12 protein-coding genes and 1 pseudogene are annotated in these 15,316 nt (G+C 41.4%); 9 read left to right on the forward strand and 4 right to left on the reverse strand.

Annotated features, from left to right (window positions below):
• Positions 1-144: 144 nt before the first annotated feature.
• Together bamC and dapA are read right to left on the reverse strand one after the other, a co-directional pair.
• Positions 145-1,245, reverse strand: a complete 1,101-nt coding sequence (gene bamC, locus BCU84_RS00210; RefSeq protein WP_102526088.1) for an outer membrane protein assembly factor BamC — start codon at positions 1,243-1,245, stop codon at positions 145-147.
• Positions 1,246-2,133 carry a 4-hydroxy-tetrahydrodipicolinate synthase gene (dapA, locus tag BCU84_RS00215; protein WP_102526089.1) on the reverse strand — a complete coding sequence of 296 codons (888 nt, stop codon included), beginning with the start codon at positions 2,131-2,133 and terminating at the stop codon, positions 1,246-1,248. It abuts the gene before it with no gap.
• Between the two features lie 355 nt (positions 2,134-2,488).
• On the opposite strand from dapA, the gene BCU84_RS00220 reads away from it, so the two are divergent.
• The 8 genes and pseudogenes from BCU84_RS00220 to BCU84_RS00255 all read left to right on the forward strand — a co-directional run bounded on the left by BCU84_RS00220 (position 2,489) and on the right by BCU84_RS00255 (position 11,231).
• Entirely contained in the window at positions 2,489-3,016 is a 528-nt protein-coding gene (locus BCU84_RS00220; RefSeq protein ID WP_102526090.1) for an ACT domain-containing protein, read from the forward strand.
• A 22-nt stretch (positions 3,017-3,038) separates the two neighbouring features.
• Positions 3,039-3,374, forward strand: a pseudogene (gene bcp / locus BCU84_RS00225) (thioredoxin-dependent thiol peroxidase); the annotation flags it as partial.
• Between the two features lie 90 nt (positions 3,375-3,464).
• Positions 3,465-4,865 (forward strand): site-specific integrase, encoded by a 1,401-nt coding sequence (locus BCU84_RS00230; RefSeq protein ID WP_102526092.1) that lies wholly within the window; start codon positions 3,465-3,467, stop codon positions 4,863-4,865.
• A 415-nt stretch (positions 4,866-5,280) separates the two neighbouring features.
• Positions 5,281-7,224, forward strand: coding sequence for a hypothetical protein (locus tag BCU84_RS00235; protein WP_198589501.1), 1,944 nt, complete (start codon positions 5,281-5,283; stop codon positions 7,222-7,224).
• A 13-nt stretch (positions 7,225-7,237) separates the two neighbouring features.
• Positions 7,238-9,439, forward strand: a complete 2,202-nt coding sequence (locus BCU84_RS00240) for a tyrosine-type recombinase/integrase (protein WP_102526094.1) — start codon at positions 7,238-7,240, stop codon at positions 9,437-9,439.
• Positions 9,439-9,924, forward strand: a complete 486-nt coding sequence (locus BCU84_RS00245) for a bacterioferritin comigratory protein (RefSeq protein WP_102526095.1) — start codon at positions 9,439-9,441, stop codon at positions 9,922-9,924. The genes BCU84_RS00240 and BCU84_RS00245 overlap by 1 nt, the downstream gene beginning before the upstream one ends.
• Positions 9,925-10,070: 146 nt before the next feature.
• Entirely contained in the window at positions 10,071-10,535 is a 465-nt protein-coding gene (gene bcp, locus BCU84_RS00250) for a thioredoxin-dependent thiol peroxidase (RefSeq protein WP_102526096.1), read from the forward strand.
• A gap of 39 nt (positions 10,536-10,574) precedes the next feature.
• Entirely contained in the window at positions 10,575-11,231 is a 657-nt protein-coding gene (locus BCU84_RS00255) for a recombinase family protein (RefSeq protein WP_102526097.1), read from the forward strand.
• A gap of 119 nt (positions 11,232-11,350) precedes the next feature.
• Here BCU84_RS00255 and BCU84_RS00260 read toward each other — a convergent pair whose 3' ends face one another.
• Positions 11,351-12,064, reverse strand: coding sequence for a hypothetical protein (locus tag BCU84_RS00260; RefSeq protein WP_102526098.1), 714 nt, complete (start codon positions 12,062-12,064; stop codon positions 11,351-11,353).
• On the reverse strand, positions 12,064-13,257 hold the full coding sequence (locus tag BCU84_RS00265; RefSeq protein WP_102526099.1) for a DUF3644 domain-containing protein: 1,194 nt from the start codon (positions 13,255-13,257) through the stop codon (positions 12,064-12,066). The genes BCU84_RS00260 and BCU84_RS00265 overlap by 1 nt, the downstream gene beginning before the upstream one ends.
• A gap of 549 nt (positions 13,258-13,806) precedes the next feature.
• Here BCU84_RS00265 and BCU84_RS00270 point away from each other — a divergent pair.
• Positions 13,807-14,739, forward strand: coding sequence for a DUF4365 domain-containing protein (locus tag BCU84_RS00270; RefSeq protein WP_102526100.1), 933 nt, complete (start codon positions 13,807-13,809; stop codon positions 14,737-14,739).
• Positions 14,740-15,316 lie beyond the last annotated feature (577 nt).

A 15,316-nucleotide genomic window follows, 5' to 3' on the forward strand; every position in this document is an offset into this window, starting at 1 on the left:
ATCACCTCTTATGTAGATTAATTCAAACTAAATAACTGTATGTTCCGATAAATTAAGCATAAAAAAAAGAGACACATAAATGTGTCTCTTTGTAATAAATTGATGCATTTTAAAGCAACATCAAATAATTATTTACTTTATAGCCTATCGTACTTTACGGTCTGCTTTCATCGCTTCGCTTAATACGCGGTAAAGCTCAGTAATAACTTCGTTATCTAACGGCTCACCGGCAGCATCTTTAATAAAGATTTCTGTTTGTTCTTTGTCTGCTGTTTCAACAAGTTCAACACGATAGTTACCACGTTCTAACGGTAATTTATCTTCGCCCCATAACGAGCTCCAGAATCCGCCGCTTTCTTCAAGAACGATGTAATAAAGGCCTTTAGCTGAGTTCATATCAACAATATCAAAACCTAGCTCAGGCATAACGATACGCAAACGATCCCATGTTTTTGTATAATCAGCTTCAGCAATCCAGAAAGCGCCTCTTTCTTCAGTTTCAGCAACGAGATCTACATCAATCCCTAAACTCTGTTCAATACGGTCAGCTTTGATTTGCTTTTCACGCTTAACACTCATATAAGCAATGGTGTTATTGAGCATATCAATGGTGTAACGACGTTGGTCTTCACCGCTTAAAAAGATTTCTTGTTCTTCACCGTCATAAGATTCTTCATGTTCTACAAGATCGATACTCATGCTACCTGAACGGCCATGAGGACTCACGTCAACATCGTAGCGGTAGCGTTGACGAAGTAAATAAACTTTGTCATCGCCAAACCAGCTTGTTTCGATAACGTCTTTGTTCTCAATCCAACCCGTTTCGAGAACGCCAGCTTCATAATCTTCTTTTTCAATAGCAACATCGTACTTAGCTAAGAAGCCTTTAAGATTTTCAAACACTTCTTGCTTAAGGTCTTTTGTGCTTGCGATAGATTCAACGATAATTTTAATATTATCGGTGCCTTCTTCGACACGAGTACCTTCAGACATCGGCAGAACTAATAATGGAGGACGGATATCTAAACGTTTACCAATCAGTTCTTTGTTTACGCCTTCACCAGCTTTAGGGATATCATATTCACGACTGTACGTCGGTTCAGTTAATCCTTCTGGAATGGTAAGAAGTGGTACTTCTTTGGCATTGGTAAAATCTTCACTACCATTTGCAACTCGACGATCTGTCGGCGTACTACACGCTGTAACGGCAGCAATCAGTAAAATTGGGGTGACTTGCTTCAACATTTATCGGTTTACCTCTATATGGGCTTGTTTCATCGCTTCTAACAACAGACCATGAAACTGCTCAGAAAGTTCAGTTAAAGGTAAACGAATATGACCTTGACTGATTAAACCCATCTGATGTGCAGCCCATTTAACCGGAATTGGGTTAGCTTCACAGAACAAATGTTCATACAGTGCTTTCATCGGCAAATTAATGCTTTCTGATAGTGCATGATCGCCTGCTAATGCAGCGTCACACATTGCTTTGAATGATTTTGGTACAATATTATTCGCAACAGAAATTACGCCGTCACCGCCTAATAATAAAAAGTCACGAGCAGTAGCATCATCGCCACTGTATAACTTAAAGTCATTACCACAAAGTTCACGTAATTTAGCCACACGGGTCAAATCACCGGTCGCTTCTTTAACGCCAATAATGTTACTCACTGAAACTAATTCAGCTACCGTTTCAGGCAACATATCAACTGATGTTCTGCCTGGCACATTATATAGAATTTGTGGGATATCAGTACAAGCAGCAACCGCTTTGTAATGAGCAATTAAGCCCTTAGGTGAAGGCTTATTGTAATATGGCGTAACCCCAAGCATACCAACGATACCTGAGTCGGCCATAGATTGGGTCAACTCAATGGCTTCAGCCGTTGCATTTGCACCGTTTCCGCCAATAACAGGTATTCTGCCAGCAGCAAACTTAACGGTTTGAGCAACCACTTGTGCATGCTCTTTCATTGGCAGAGTCGCTGACTCACCAGTGGTACCCACGGCAACAATCGCATCTGTGCCTTGGTCAATATGAAATTCTACTAGTCTTTCTAGACTGCTGTAATCTACTGTGCCATCACTATTCATAGGTGTGATTAAGGCAACGATGCTTCCGTTTATCATCTAAATTCCCCAAGGTTTCAGGATTCGCTATGTTACTTATGCCTACTACTAATGACAAGCATTAACGGGGCTCTCAAATGCATTTCTACAAAACTGTAAAATTATCGACTTATTTAAACACTTATTTAGAATTTATATCTTATTTAATACATGCAGAAATAAACTTTATTTCCTTACAAATCAATACTTATTAATTATAAGTGTCTCAACATACCACTTTTCAGACAGTTTATAGCCTATTACGTACATACTTATGTGGTTTAGTTCTAGTTATGTTAGCATTACGCTCCGCAAAAAAACTTTGCGTTAGTTCGCTAGTTTACGCTCTATGATATCGAAAAAGTGAGGAAAATCCATGACCAACTATCTGGTCGTTACTGCTATGGGTGCAGATCGCCCTGGTTTAGTAAGTCGCCTAGCCCGTTTAGCCAGTGAATGTGATTGTGACATCGTCGATAGCCGTATGGCTTTATTCGGTAATGAGTTCACACTCATCATGATGATTTCAGGTTCTTGGGCTGCAATCACTAAGATAGAAACCTTGCTACCAGGCTTAAGTGTTGAGCTTGAGTTGCTCACTGTGATGAAGCGTACCTCCAAACATACGCCTAAGAATTTTGTTTCTCGTATTGAAGTCAGCGTTAATGGCCAAGATCAGCGCGGCACGATGAAACGTATCACTGAATTCTTAGCTGATCGTTCTTTAGATTTAGCTGCTGTGCGTTCTCATGCTGATGATGACAACTTAACTCAAACAATTTTGTTCACGATTAACGTTCCTGAAAAAGTTGATCTAATAAAGCTTGAGAAAAGTATTCATGAACTCGCAACTGAACTCTCTTTAGATTGCTCAATCAATCATATGCAGGCAAGTGAAAAATAAAATAATTGAATAAGGACTTTACATGAATACCCTAACCGTTGGTGATTTAGCACCGCAGTTTTCTCTACAAAACCAATTTGATGAAACTATCTCTTTAACGGATGCATTAAAAGAGGGGCCAGTATTAGTCTATTTTTACCCAAAAGCGTCTACTCCAGGTTGTACAGTTCAAGCTCAAGGTTTACGAGACAGTAAAGCTGAACTTGCCAACCACAAGGTTACTGTTCTAGGGTTAAGTCCTGATCCTGTTGCTAAACTGCTTAAGTTTAACGACAAACAAGAGCTTAACTTCTCGTTATTGAGTGATGAAGACCACGCTATCGCCGATGCATTTGGCGTCTGGGGCGAAAAGAAATTTACCCTTGATAAAGTTGCATGACAAAAAACCTTGATAGTTTTTTATGACGAAACTATCTTTAATATGTGGTAAACATATTGAGGATAGTTTGTGATAAGAACACATGATGAAAAACATTCTGATATTTATGATGACTACCGACTGCTTTCAATAGAGGTTGATACATTAGCAAAACTCCAAGTTTCAGAGCGCATAAATACTGACTCTGGAGAGGTGACTTATTCACCCTACCTTTCTCCTTCCAAACTTCAATCATACTCCAAGAAAACAGATATTATCATTGCGCCTGATGGGAGTGTTGTTTACCCACAATCTCTTTACCTAGTCTCTAAGTTACGTGGTAAGGGAGCCGTTAAGGACACCGACTCAATTGCAAAGGGGTTACTGGCTTATACTCGCTACTTAGATTCTACACATTACCCTCGATTTGATGACGATGGTAACGAAATACCAACTGAGTATTTAACGTATAAGTCTCTAACGAAGTATGAAGAAGAAGGTGCACCTTGGTGCTTTGCTAAACATCTTTTAGCAAACTGTCGTGCTAAACAAAATTCAACAGGTGATGAAGCATACTCTCTTGCCACTGCAAGAAGCTATATGGGGGCCGTTATTGGCTTCTACAAGTGGATGTACAGACATGGTTACCTCAAAAATGATGATGAACATGTATTAACACATTTCACTACCGTTGAGATTTATGAAGGCATTAATCAACACGATATGCTTGCACATACTCAATCTGGTTCAAAACGTGTTTATGAAATGTCAAACATCATGAAGATGTTTCCAAAGAATGATAAAACGCCTGCTGATAAAAAATTAAAACCTATGACGTTCGAACAGAAAGCGTTGTTCAACCAACATATCGATACGTTGCCAAAGCCTATCTCCCTAATGCTAAGGTTGTGTGAGGAGTCAGGACTTAGAGTTGAAGAAGCCACTCATTTCCCAGCACACAACATTGGTAACAAGGATTTTAGTGAATTAGACGTTGTACCCGTTCACATTACACGCACCAAGGGCAGTAAGCCCCGTATTGTTGAAGTCCCTATCGAGCTTTACGAAGAATTAGAGCAATACAAAGAAAGCAAACTACGACAAAAGCACCTAGTTAAACGCAAAGAGCTGATTGATTCTAAAGAAGAGGTGGATTGCACTGATTACCTTTTTGTTTCCAATAAAGGACGCCCGTATACAGAAAACACTGTGGAAGTCCATTTTGGAGTATTGAGAAGGCTAATCCAAACGATAGAACCTACTTGGTACTACCGAGTTCATGATTTGCGTTCAACCTTTGCGACTCATTGGCTTTGGCGTGAGTCTAGGGAGCGGCAGGTTGCCTATGAGTACCTAATGGACGAGTTAGCCTCGCTTATGGGACATTCGAGCACCGCAACCACGGAAAAGTACATTAATTTCATGAATAAGTTTGATGAGCAGTTACGGGTTGCAGAGAGCAAAAACAACAAGATTAATAAGGGATGGTAGCATGGGAAAAAGCCCACTCGCGAAGAACTCAAAGACGGTTAAGCACGTCAGAAACAATAAGAATGTGGTTCCGTTGCACCTTACCATCCCCTATAAGGACGGCAGACTCAGGAAGGCAACCGAGTTTGATATATCACACCTGTTACACCTTGCCGCAGACAGCAATAACGTCAAAATCGACAGCCGTATCCCTTTTTTAAGGAGCTTTTGTAAGAAGACCAACCAGTATGTTGATAATGGTAGATCGATACGAACCATCTCGGGGCTCTACGAGGCATTAAGAGCCTTCATTGCCTTTTGTGACGCCGTAAACGTTGACCCCTTTTCTGAAGCTGGCTATTTAAAATATTCAGGGAATGATGGCGAACTGCGGCACCGGGTGAAAATGTACCGCCCATCCAAAAGGCTATGGGAAATGAGACACGGTGATGAACTGGGTATCCAAGAAAGCACAGCCACTCAAATAACTTCAGCACTTCGCACCGCCCTTTCATGGTGTGGATTACCCGCTGACACATGGGCAACCCATCACCGAGGGTTTAATGGCGAAAAGACACCAAATAAGGGTTACTCTGACGCAGAAGAAGAGATGCTTGTTGCTCGGTTGAGTGAGTTATTTTTCACCCTAGCCCCACTGCTCATTGCGGCAAAAAAAGAAAACCTTGCCCTGCCTGACGAGTTGCCTGTCGTTATTGACTTAGGTGGCCACCAAGAAATCATTTCAATTAAAACGTCTCTCAAAGCCCAAAACCTTGGGAAGAGTAAAACGGGCTCATCCGTAAAGTCTGCCGCCGCGTTTAGCATGGCGATGGGGGCGGCTTATCACCTAATGTGCTTTTTTACCTCATTAAACGATGGCGACGTACAAAGCATCGCTCATCCTGTCACGATTCATACTGATGAGCGGGATAAAAGCTTACAGGTGGTTAAGGTATCGAGCTTTAAGGCACGCGCAAATAAAGAGGTAGACGCTGTACTTACCAACCAAAGCTTCGATATTGATAAACGGGATGGAGTGAAGTTTATTAAAACCCTTGAAACGCTTTCAGCACTCTACGGCGGTGGCGAAGAAGGCTCTGAGTTACTGTTTACGCTGAATAACGAAGGGGAGAAAAATAGCTCGTTTGATTTGCAGCCAATAAACAAACATCTAATGGTAGAATTAAACTTAATCTCACCCACTCGTGCATTCTGCCTGCCATGGTTTAAGGAGTTGTTTCACAGCTATCGAAACCAGCATGTTATCGAGTTAAAAAAAGAGACCAATACACTTGGCCGAATTGTCGTAAGTAAAGTCACTCGCCCTTGCTCAAAAGCAAAAGCCAGTCAAGGCGCAGTAAATAGCGCCTACTGCATTTTATCGTGTTACACAGACTTCCCCTTCAAGGGGATCTTACTGCCGCTGACTTATTCGGATAAAGACGCCAATGGCAACATCAGTGTGTCGTTCAAATACCGCAATGGCGAGAGCCACCACTTCTCTGTTCCTGCTGCTGACAAGGCGTTAATCGAAGATATTGAACAATTCGCCGCAGAGTTAGCCGATAAACAAAGATCTAAAAACTATGAGCGGTTGCTGCTCAAACGAGGTAAAGCGAAGGCCCCCCCTAAAGACTGGGACGGAATAAGCCCTATCAGCTCTAATCTAATGAAAACATGGTCAATTGCACCCAACGAATACTTCATATCGCTTCAATCAAGCCGCTGGCGAGAAATGACCAGTAACCAAGTGTACTGCGTGAGTGGCGCAGGCGGCGTTCAAAGCCTCCTGCAAAACCTTCTTCAAACCATTGATAAGCACTACGCCAATGGTGACCTAAGGCTCAACAAAATCATCATCTCACAAGCTCTACAAGTGATGGAGCTATTGGATGAAGACACGGGTTTAGAGCAAGCAAAAGAGATAGTTGCAGCCAAAATTGGCATCACAATGCTGACGCTTGACGAATGGAAAAAGAAGCAAGAGGAAGAAAGGGCAAAAACCAATCCCAATGGCATTCATTGCAATGGGCAACAAAGCATTGCAGGTGGAAAAAACACCCAGCGTGAAACCAATAACGCCATGAAGCTACAGCTACCTTGTGCTGAATACGACATGTGCCATAAATGCCAATCAGCCAAAGCCGTCGATGAGACTCAACACATCTATAAACTTATCTCTTTTATTGATGTGCTGAAGGAGGCAGCAAACCTGTACCCTAACGCGCAAGAGGAAGTCCATGAAAGAATCGCCGCTTTTGAGCTTACCCTCGATGGTGCCAGCAAGGATGTGTACGACAATGCGATGGCATTATTTAACCAAAACGGGCGTCACCCTCGGGTATCTATGGATCACGCCATTTTAGCACTACACCGTTAATTGGGAGCCAATCATGATAAAGCTACCTAAGTACAACATTGGCCAACAAGATGCTCTGTTAAGCGCACAAAATTACGTTGGAAGCTACACAAACTACCTGAAGGATGTGTTAGAGCCTGCTATTAAATCGGGAGAGTGGTTTGACTTTGAGGCGCTAGACATTGGTTTTAGCGTCACAGGTAAGTCGCTGGGTAAAATTGGGGACAACAACGCTTGGCGTCAGCTCCAAGCGTTCTTTGAGCCTAATGCTACCGCAACGGATACTCTAGATTTCTTTCTAGACGGAAAGGTGATGGAGCGTAACCTGACAAACCAATTGAGAGCACTGGCATTGAGTATGATGTGGCTCTCGCCCAAAGATTATTCTTTTGGGAGCATTGTGAATACTATCTCTAGGTTAAAGAAAGTCGCCTCTGCGCTACTGAATGAAGGCCACAATAGCTTTGAGTTATTAAGTTTTGAGCTGTTAGAGGCTTGGGTATTAGGTGATGTTACCGATTTGGACTTCGAACGAGAAAGCACCTATGTAACACTCAACAAACTGTTCATAGAGGCAACACGACTACCGTTCAAAGTTAACCTTACCAAAGCGTTAAACGCCTCGGATTTTGGTTTAGCCATTAAAGAGAATGAGCAGCACACGGTTATCCCGCAGCGACTGTACTATTTGGGACTTCAACAATCAGAAGCATTAGTGAACGAGCTATACCCTATTCGTGATGAGCTTAGCAAACTATCTGATTACATTGCTGACTACCATGACAAAGTCTATCAAGGGTATGCAAACTACCTTGTCAGCGATGAAGCAAAGTTCGAAAATGGCGAGCTTCAGTGGTATTTATCTTCAGAAAATAAAGGTGATAAGGAAAAGAGAATAGCCTTTCAAACTGCTTTTCGTGCACTCAATAACCCGACACAAAAATCGACACTTGAACTGCTCAACAAGCACAAACCTAAGACCAAGAATGACTACATCGACAAATTCCACCCTGAGCGAACATTGACGGTTGGCAACAGGAAGGTAACCGGACTTGCAAAGGCGCGATCATTATTTATACAACTCAATGGTGGTTGCCTCTGGGCATTAATGTCCCGCACAGGTATGCGCGCTGATGAAACCTTTCACCTACATACTGCAAATGGGTGCACAACAGAAACCATATCAGGGCAAACCATTCACGTTATTCATGCAGACCTCTCAAAAACCACCAAAGGCTCTCAGTCAAAGCAGGATGAGTTTGTCACCACAGAGGTCGGCAAAAAGGCTTACGAGATACTGCAAGCGCTACATTCGCCACTTAGACGGCGTCACCCTGATAGCCAAGCCTTTTTCCACAAGACAAAAGAGGGCTGTGGTGCTATCACCAAAAATAACATTGGTAGACATACAACTATGTGGTTTGAAGGCGCACTAGCGGAAAAGCTAGCACTAACCAATGACGATGTTATCGATTTGAAAGTTTCCGATCCTAACCTTTCGTTTAATGTGGGGGATGACTATTACTTCACACCGCATCAGCTCCGCCGCTCGTTTGCCTATTACCTGATCGGCTTCGAGCTTTGTGCGTTCCCCCAACTCAAGCAGCAGTTCAGCCATGTATCCATGGCGATGACACGCCATTACGCTAAGAATGCCAGTAAATTCCAGAAAATCAGAAAGCAAAAGCAAAACTTGGCTCACGCCATTGATGAAGAAAGGATTGCTCAAAAAGCGCAGGTGTACCTGAACATCTTCAAGAAGCTGGCAAACAAAGAACGTGTCGCTGGCGGCAAGGGCAAAAAGTTTGCCAAAAACATGATGAAGGCTGAGCGTAACCAGTTTAAAGAGAAGGTCGATGACAACATGCTCTCGCTCAACTACTGGAAAAAGCAAATCCGAGATCAAAAGCGCCACATCCACGCCGTCGCCCCTGGCGTTTACTGCACTTCAACAGGTTGTAGCCTACGTACACAAGTTAACCTATTAGAATGTGTAGACTGTAAGAACGACTATATTGTCGATGCTGTTTTCGCAGAAGCTAAGCGCAAAGAGGCCGAAATTCATATGCTATGGGACATTGAACATGATGAAGTAACGCCTCAAACAGCGTCAGAAGTGTATATCAAAATCACGGCTGCTGAACGCATTATGACAGACTTGGATATCAGCTATGAACCTGTTGTAATACCTCAAGAAGTTCAAGACCTGCTGATCAACTGCGGAGTGACTTCGTAATGACACAAGCAACTAAGAATAAGCTCATAAATGCCCTAGAGCGCCTGTTAGAGGGTAAACCAGAAAACCGAGAACTAAGGAAGAAAGCCCGAAAAGGTAAGCTAAAAATCAACAATAGTACCGTTGAGAAGGAAGCTGGACTTTCTGTGGGTGCACTTCGCAGGCATGAAGACGTTCAAATAATGGTGAAGAATAAGTCACTTGAGGCTCGTGCAGCACATGATGGCTCAAGTACATCACCTGTTGAAGTTTTACAAACAGATGTTAAAAAACTTAAAAGCGAAAGAACTCAAGCCAATAAGAAAAAAAAGGAATACTTAGACCTTGCAAGAAGCCATGAGAAAGCGTTAGCTAGACAAGCAGCCAACCATATAAAAATGGTTCAGGAACTCATGGAGATGCTGCATGAAAGTGAGCGAGAGAAGGCAATGGATAAGGTCACCAAAGCAAGGCCTGATAACCTTATCAAAGGCGATTTTAGATAAAAACATCCTGTTTAGTGTAATCACTAGACAGGACACTGAATTAACGATAAAAATGTACACTCTAACGTAATATAAATGCACTAAATAGGACGTAGCGAACAAAGCTACACCACATACCATTAATTGAAAAAGTAAGGACTAAACCAATGGCAATCGAAGCCGGACAAACTGCACCAGATTTCACCCTAAATGACCAAGACAATAACCCTGTGAAGCTATCTGAGCTTCAAGGAAAGAAGGTCCTGCTCTACTTCTACCCACGCGCATCAACACCGGGCTGCACTGTGCAGGCTCAAGGGTTGCGTGACACTAAAGCTGAGTTAGATGCTCACAACGTGGTTGTTCTTGGTTTAAGCCCTGACACCCCGAAAAAGCTGACGAACTTTATCAACAAGCAAGAGCTGAACTTCACTCTGCTAGCCGATGAAGAGCACGAAGTGTGTGAGAAGTACGGTGTCTGGCAACTCAAAAAGTTCATGGGGCGTGAAAACATGGGCGTTGTAAGAACAAGCTTTCTGATTAATGAGTCTGGCAACCTTGAGCATGTGTTTAACAAGTTCAAAACCAAAGACCACCATGAAGTTGTATTGGACTACCTAAACAGCAAATAATCGTCCATGAGTAATTAACTCTTCAACTTGGGGGCTGGCATGATTGGCTACATTCGAGTATCAGATCCACAAAGAGCCGATGGTGAATCACAAAGAGAAGCTATCAAGGCGTACGCCGCTAAACGTGGCATACAAATATCGGATTGGATAGAAGAACATGTGTCTGCCACCAAGACAGAACTTAGTGAGCGGAAGTTATCTTCCCTCATTACCTCTCAACAAAGCATCATTGTATCGGATATCACACGGCTGGGTCGCCACAAGGTTATGGAGTTGGTCGGCGCTATCGGCCAGATAGCCTCATACGGTGAGCTGCATTTGGCATACAACGACACCATCATTAACTCTGAGAACGTTGATAATGCTGAAATCATATTTACAGTTATTGGGCAATCTTTTGCCAGCGCAGTAGAGGCTCAGAAACGCTCTGAACGAGCCAAAGCTGGTCACGCTAAACGAAAGGCCAAAGGGCTATCGTCTGGCCGTCAGAAGGGGCAGAAAGTTAAGTCCAGGCTTGATGAGCATACGGCGTTTATATTGAACCTCCTCGACACCCAGACCTCCAAAGCTGAAATCCTAAGAAAACTAAACGAACGCGGTGTTTCGATTACTAGAAGTAGATTTTACTCGTGGTTGGAAGACCGTGGACTTCATAATAAGAAGGCTGAATTCCAGACCGATATGTTCCAAACATAAAGCTAACTAACTTCGAGCCCCCGCTAATCACAAACTCGTTTTTGGACAATTCCGAGTTACGATGAACAAGTGCACCTGAATTTTCTGATAACTTATTCTATGCCAAACACATCAATTGACTACAAAGTAGTGGCCAGTTTTGCTAAACCACTACACCATATGCTCTCCAGTTCAGGTGGCGGCTTTTTTTCTGGTGCAGGTGGAATAATTAGAGCTTTTCCTGCTCTACCGGGTTTACCACTTGTATACTTTGTACTTAAATCCCAAGATAGCGAACCATGAAGTTTCGCCAGTGGTATATGTCCTGTTACGCGAACGTGAGCGTTTTGCCATGGAAATTGTGGGTTTAAGCCTCTTCCATAAAGCTGCTCACCGATGACTCCATAGTTAAACCCAGAAGTCCCCAGTGCACATTCAACTAGAGTGTCGTAATTACAAGTTAATATACCTTTTAAGCCATGTTCACCTAAAGAGGTTATAAATCCCTTTAATTCTATAACCTTTGAATTTTCTCTAACAACACGCTCATCAAACATGGCGGAAGTATAAGAACCACTTATCCTTGTCATAAAAGGCTCAGTTAACCTTCTACTAACGTACCAGTTTATTCTACTTCGTCTATGTGAAGACTTATTTAGGCACCAGTAAATAAACTGTTCTGGTGAGGCCCCTTTATTCTCAATCTCCCAACGTTTCCAGTCAGACTCTAGTAATTCTACTTTTCGCTGCTCAGTATCATTTGTAGGGCTAATATCAAAGTCAAATAATTGATTTACAAGTGGTAAATTAAACGCCCACTTCGAAAAACCAGCACCAAGAAACAAAGCTGTCACTATGTTTTCCTTTTTTTCTTAGGGAGTGATTTTTCCAACCAGTTTTGTTGGCTCAAGTTTTTTACAAACCACTCAATATAGGACTCTGTATATCTAGGTCTGTCAGTAAAATCAAAAAACTCAGCTTTGCTCTTGATTTTGTGCTTTTTTACTACGGCTCTGAAAGAATAATTAGTAATGGAACTAATCGATTGCTTTTTGTTGATCTCATCTATCGCTGCCTTTTCATGAAAAGGATGTGTTTTGTTCAAATTTTTTGGCCGATCGACAAAAACGGTGTGTGTTCCATCAGGACCAGTACCAAATGTTAGGTCACCAGCTCCCGGATTCTTAGTTAGTGCTAATTTATACTCCATATTGATAGCAAATCGATTGGAGTTATGTTTTTGTTCAAGGTTAGTGAATCTACTCAAAAATTTAACAACCTCATCCGCTGTTCGTTTTCCGTATTCTTCTTTCAAAAGAGCCATATCCGGCTCGGGCCCATCAATTACTAAACTCAGCATACCTACACTTTGATCTGAAAGGGGGGCGTAACCTTCTTGGTGAGAAAATTCCTCTTGGTATAACAAGACGGTTGTTTGGAATAACCTAGACAATTGAGGTTGAATTTCAGGTAATAAAAGATGAACAGCGTCATTCCTGAGAGAAACTAGTTGATTTAAGTTATCTTTATCTGCGCTTCTAAGGGGGTATTTAAAATTAATCGCTTCACCAATAGGGATACTTTTTCCACCTTCTTCAAATAGCGCGTCAAACCCTTTAGTTTTTAAAATTTGAGACTTAAGCAGTAGCTCCCATGCATTTGTCATCATAATAGCAAAAGCTTCAATTCTATTTTCTAAACTAGGCCGATTATAAACTTCCAAAGCTACAGTAAATGCGTTCAGACTTCTCTTTACTAACTTGTTATATAGCTTGTCATCATCTGTTAAAACTTTGGCTTGTGTACTTTGAGAAGTAATTCTGAAAAAATCATCATCACTAACAGACAGTAGACCTTGACTATACCAGTGTGGTCTTTTGTTTTGAAAAATGAACTTACCTTTGAGATTCTCACTTACAAACTTGCTAATAGAATGAACTTTATAGCCTGTGGCTTTGGCTGCTTCCACATAAGTGAATTGTTGTTGGTTTTTCTCTTTATCCCTAAAAAAGGCTAATAGATCACTTCTTTTATCCTTCTTAATCATAACTACCCTTCCGCAATACAAGTGTTCTACTAATCACCTAGATATAACAATAAATCGGTAAAAAGAATACAAAAAAACTCGATAATTCAATGTTCTATGTAATGCTAATATTTAATTCTTAAATAACTTAACACTATTTTTTGCTGAATGGTGCTAGGTAAAGTCGGCACATAGTCAATTTTGCAGAAAAGTTGGCAACAAATGGGTTTGAGGATATTAGTAACTTCTCACGAATCAAGATGCTTTACTTATCCGAATTAGCTAAATTCTGATTACTACTCTAACTTGGATGTATCCATTAACGATGGCAGAGAATTCAAGCAGATAAAAGTATGATATTAAGCTTTTAGTCTCAACTTAATATAATTGATAAACTACGGACAGTTGAAAAAGCAACTACCCCAGAAAATAAAATTACTATAGCATTAAAGTGGACCAAACAACTTGGGCAGGGCTATGGCCAAGTCCAACAAACGATTTATGCCATAAAAACACTTCAAAGCATAAATATTAAGAAGTTAAGCGGTAAATTAATTTGGAAAGTAACTAATGACAACTGTCAGCCCAGAGTCCCATACTGGAGAGTTAGGGGTTTCATTTATGAAACTTTTGTGTGGAACTAGCAAAGTTATATTTCGTCCAATAGAGCTATTTGATGTTGGTATAGATGCTTTAATTGAACCACAAGTTGAGAATATAGCCACTGGATCGTTTATAGGTGTTCAGATTAAATCAGGGTCTAGCTTTAGGCGTTCCGGTGATGGTCGATATGTATTTAGAAGTGATAAAGCACACTTTGAGTACTGGTCTCGTTGCACACTTCCTGTAGTTGGTGTTGTTTATGACCCAGAAACTCAAAAAGCGGTCTGGAGTAACTTGAGTGACTATGCTGTCAATGCACTTGCACATAATGGCCCTTGGTTGGTTAACCTGTCATTAGAGCATGATGAATTGAAACCAGATACGCTGTACAAGCTAATATCAAGTGCTGAAACTACAAGAATAAATAGAAGGCTTGATAACTCAATGTCTGCTGCAATAGCTCAGCAGAAAGATAATCAGTCTAATAAAGGCTTAGGAGAAAATAAAAAATTAGCGTGGGAGGAGCTTTTCGAAAATTTTTTGTCTCTGCTCCATGATGAATGGACTGTTGCTGAAGCTGGATACAGACTTTCATGGTATTTTCCAAAGGATAAGTGTGACCCTAGACATGTCTTTGCAATAGCTCGTTTGGCGCAAGTGACTGATGTACAGATTATTAAAATTATTAGTGCAATGGAAAGAGTTATGGCAGATGGCGCAGACCCTGTCGCTGAGCACCTTTGCTATATGCTCGCTTATATTCCCAGAGTAACGCAAAGACTTGAGCTGGCAATTGTCCAAGGTCTTGTGCGAAAAGGAAGCGAATGGGTAGCAATTCAAGCTATCGAATTTATTGGCGAAGTACCCAGAGAAGATCTGTGGGAAAAATACTGCGCCTAAAAAATACATAGGTAACGTATTTGTAGTGGTCAACTGAATTTGGCTACTTATTTAGAAGTTTACAATACAAAACTTTATCTGAAAAAATGTAAATAGAATAATCATTCTAACTAGGTTTTGTCCAAAAATGAGTTTGAAACATCTGAGCGAACTAATTCGGAGAGATGATGATTCAGATGTCGGTGCGGCTGTGGGCTTCGGTTTCAGGGATGAAATCGCAGAGCGGCCAAGGACGGCTTTATAGCGCCCCACTGAAGTAACGATATCTGAGTTTACTGCGAATAGTAGCCTTTCTTCGTGTCCTCTGTGTCCTTCGTGGTGAGTAGCTTTTGTCTAATAACTATTTAGGGCTTTAGCCAGATATGTGGGGTCAGGGTCTGACGAATCCCCACGAAATAATTATTAGAAACAACAAGATATTGAAAAAAAATTGGAACATTCATGGCATTTGGTGATCAAATTTATCGCCAAACAAAAATTACCACGAGTAAATGCCATGAATGCGAAACAAGTTTTATCAAAATGCCTATCGATTGTCACCCCGTTAACGCACAAAGCTCGCCGACAAAGTTTGTTC

It is taken from the genome of Shewanella sp. 10N.286.51.B7 (assembly GCF_002873615.1).
Classification (GTDB): Bacteria; Pseudomonadota; Gammaproteobacteria; order Enterobacterales; family Shewanellaceae; genus Shewanella; species Shewanella electrodiphila.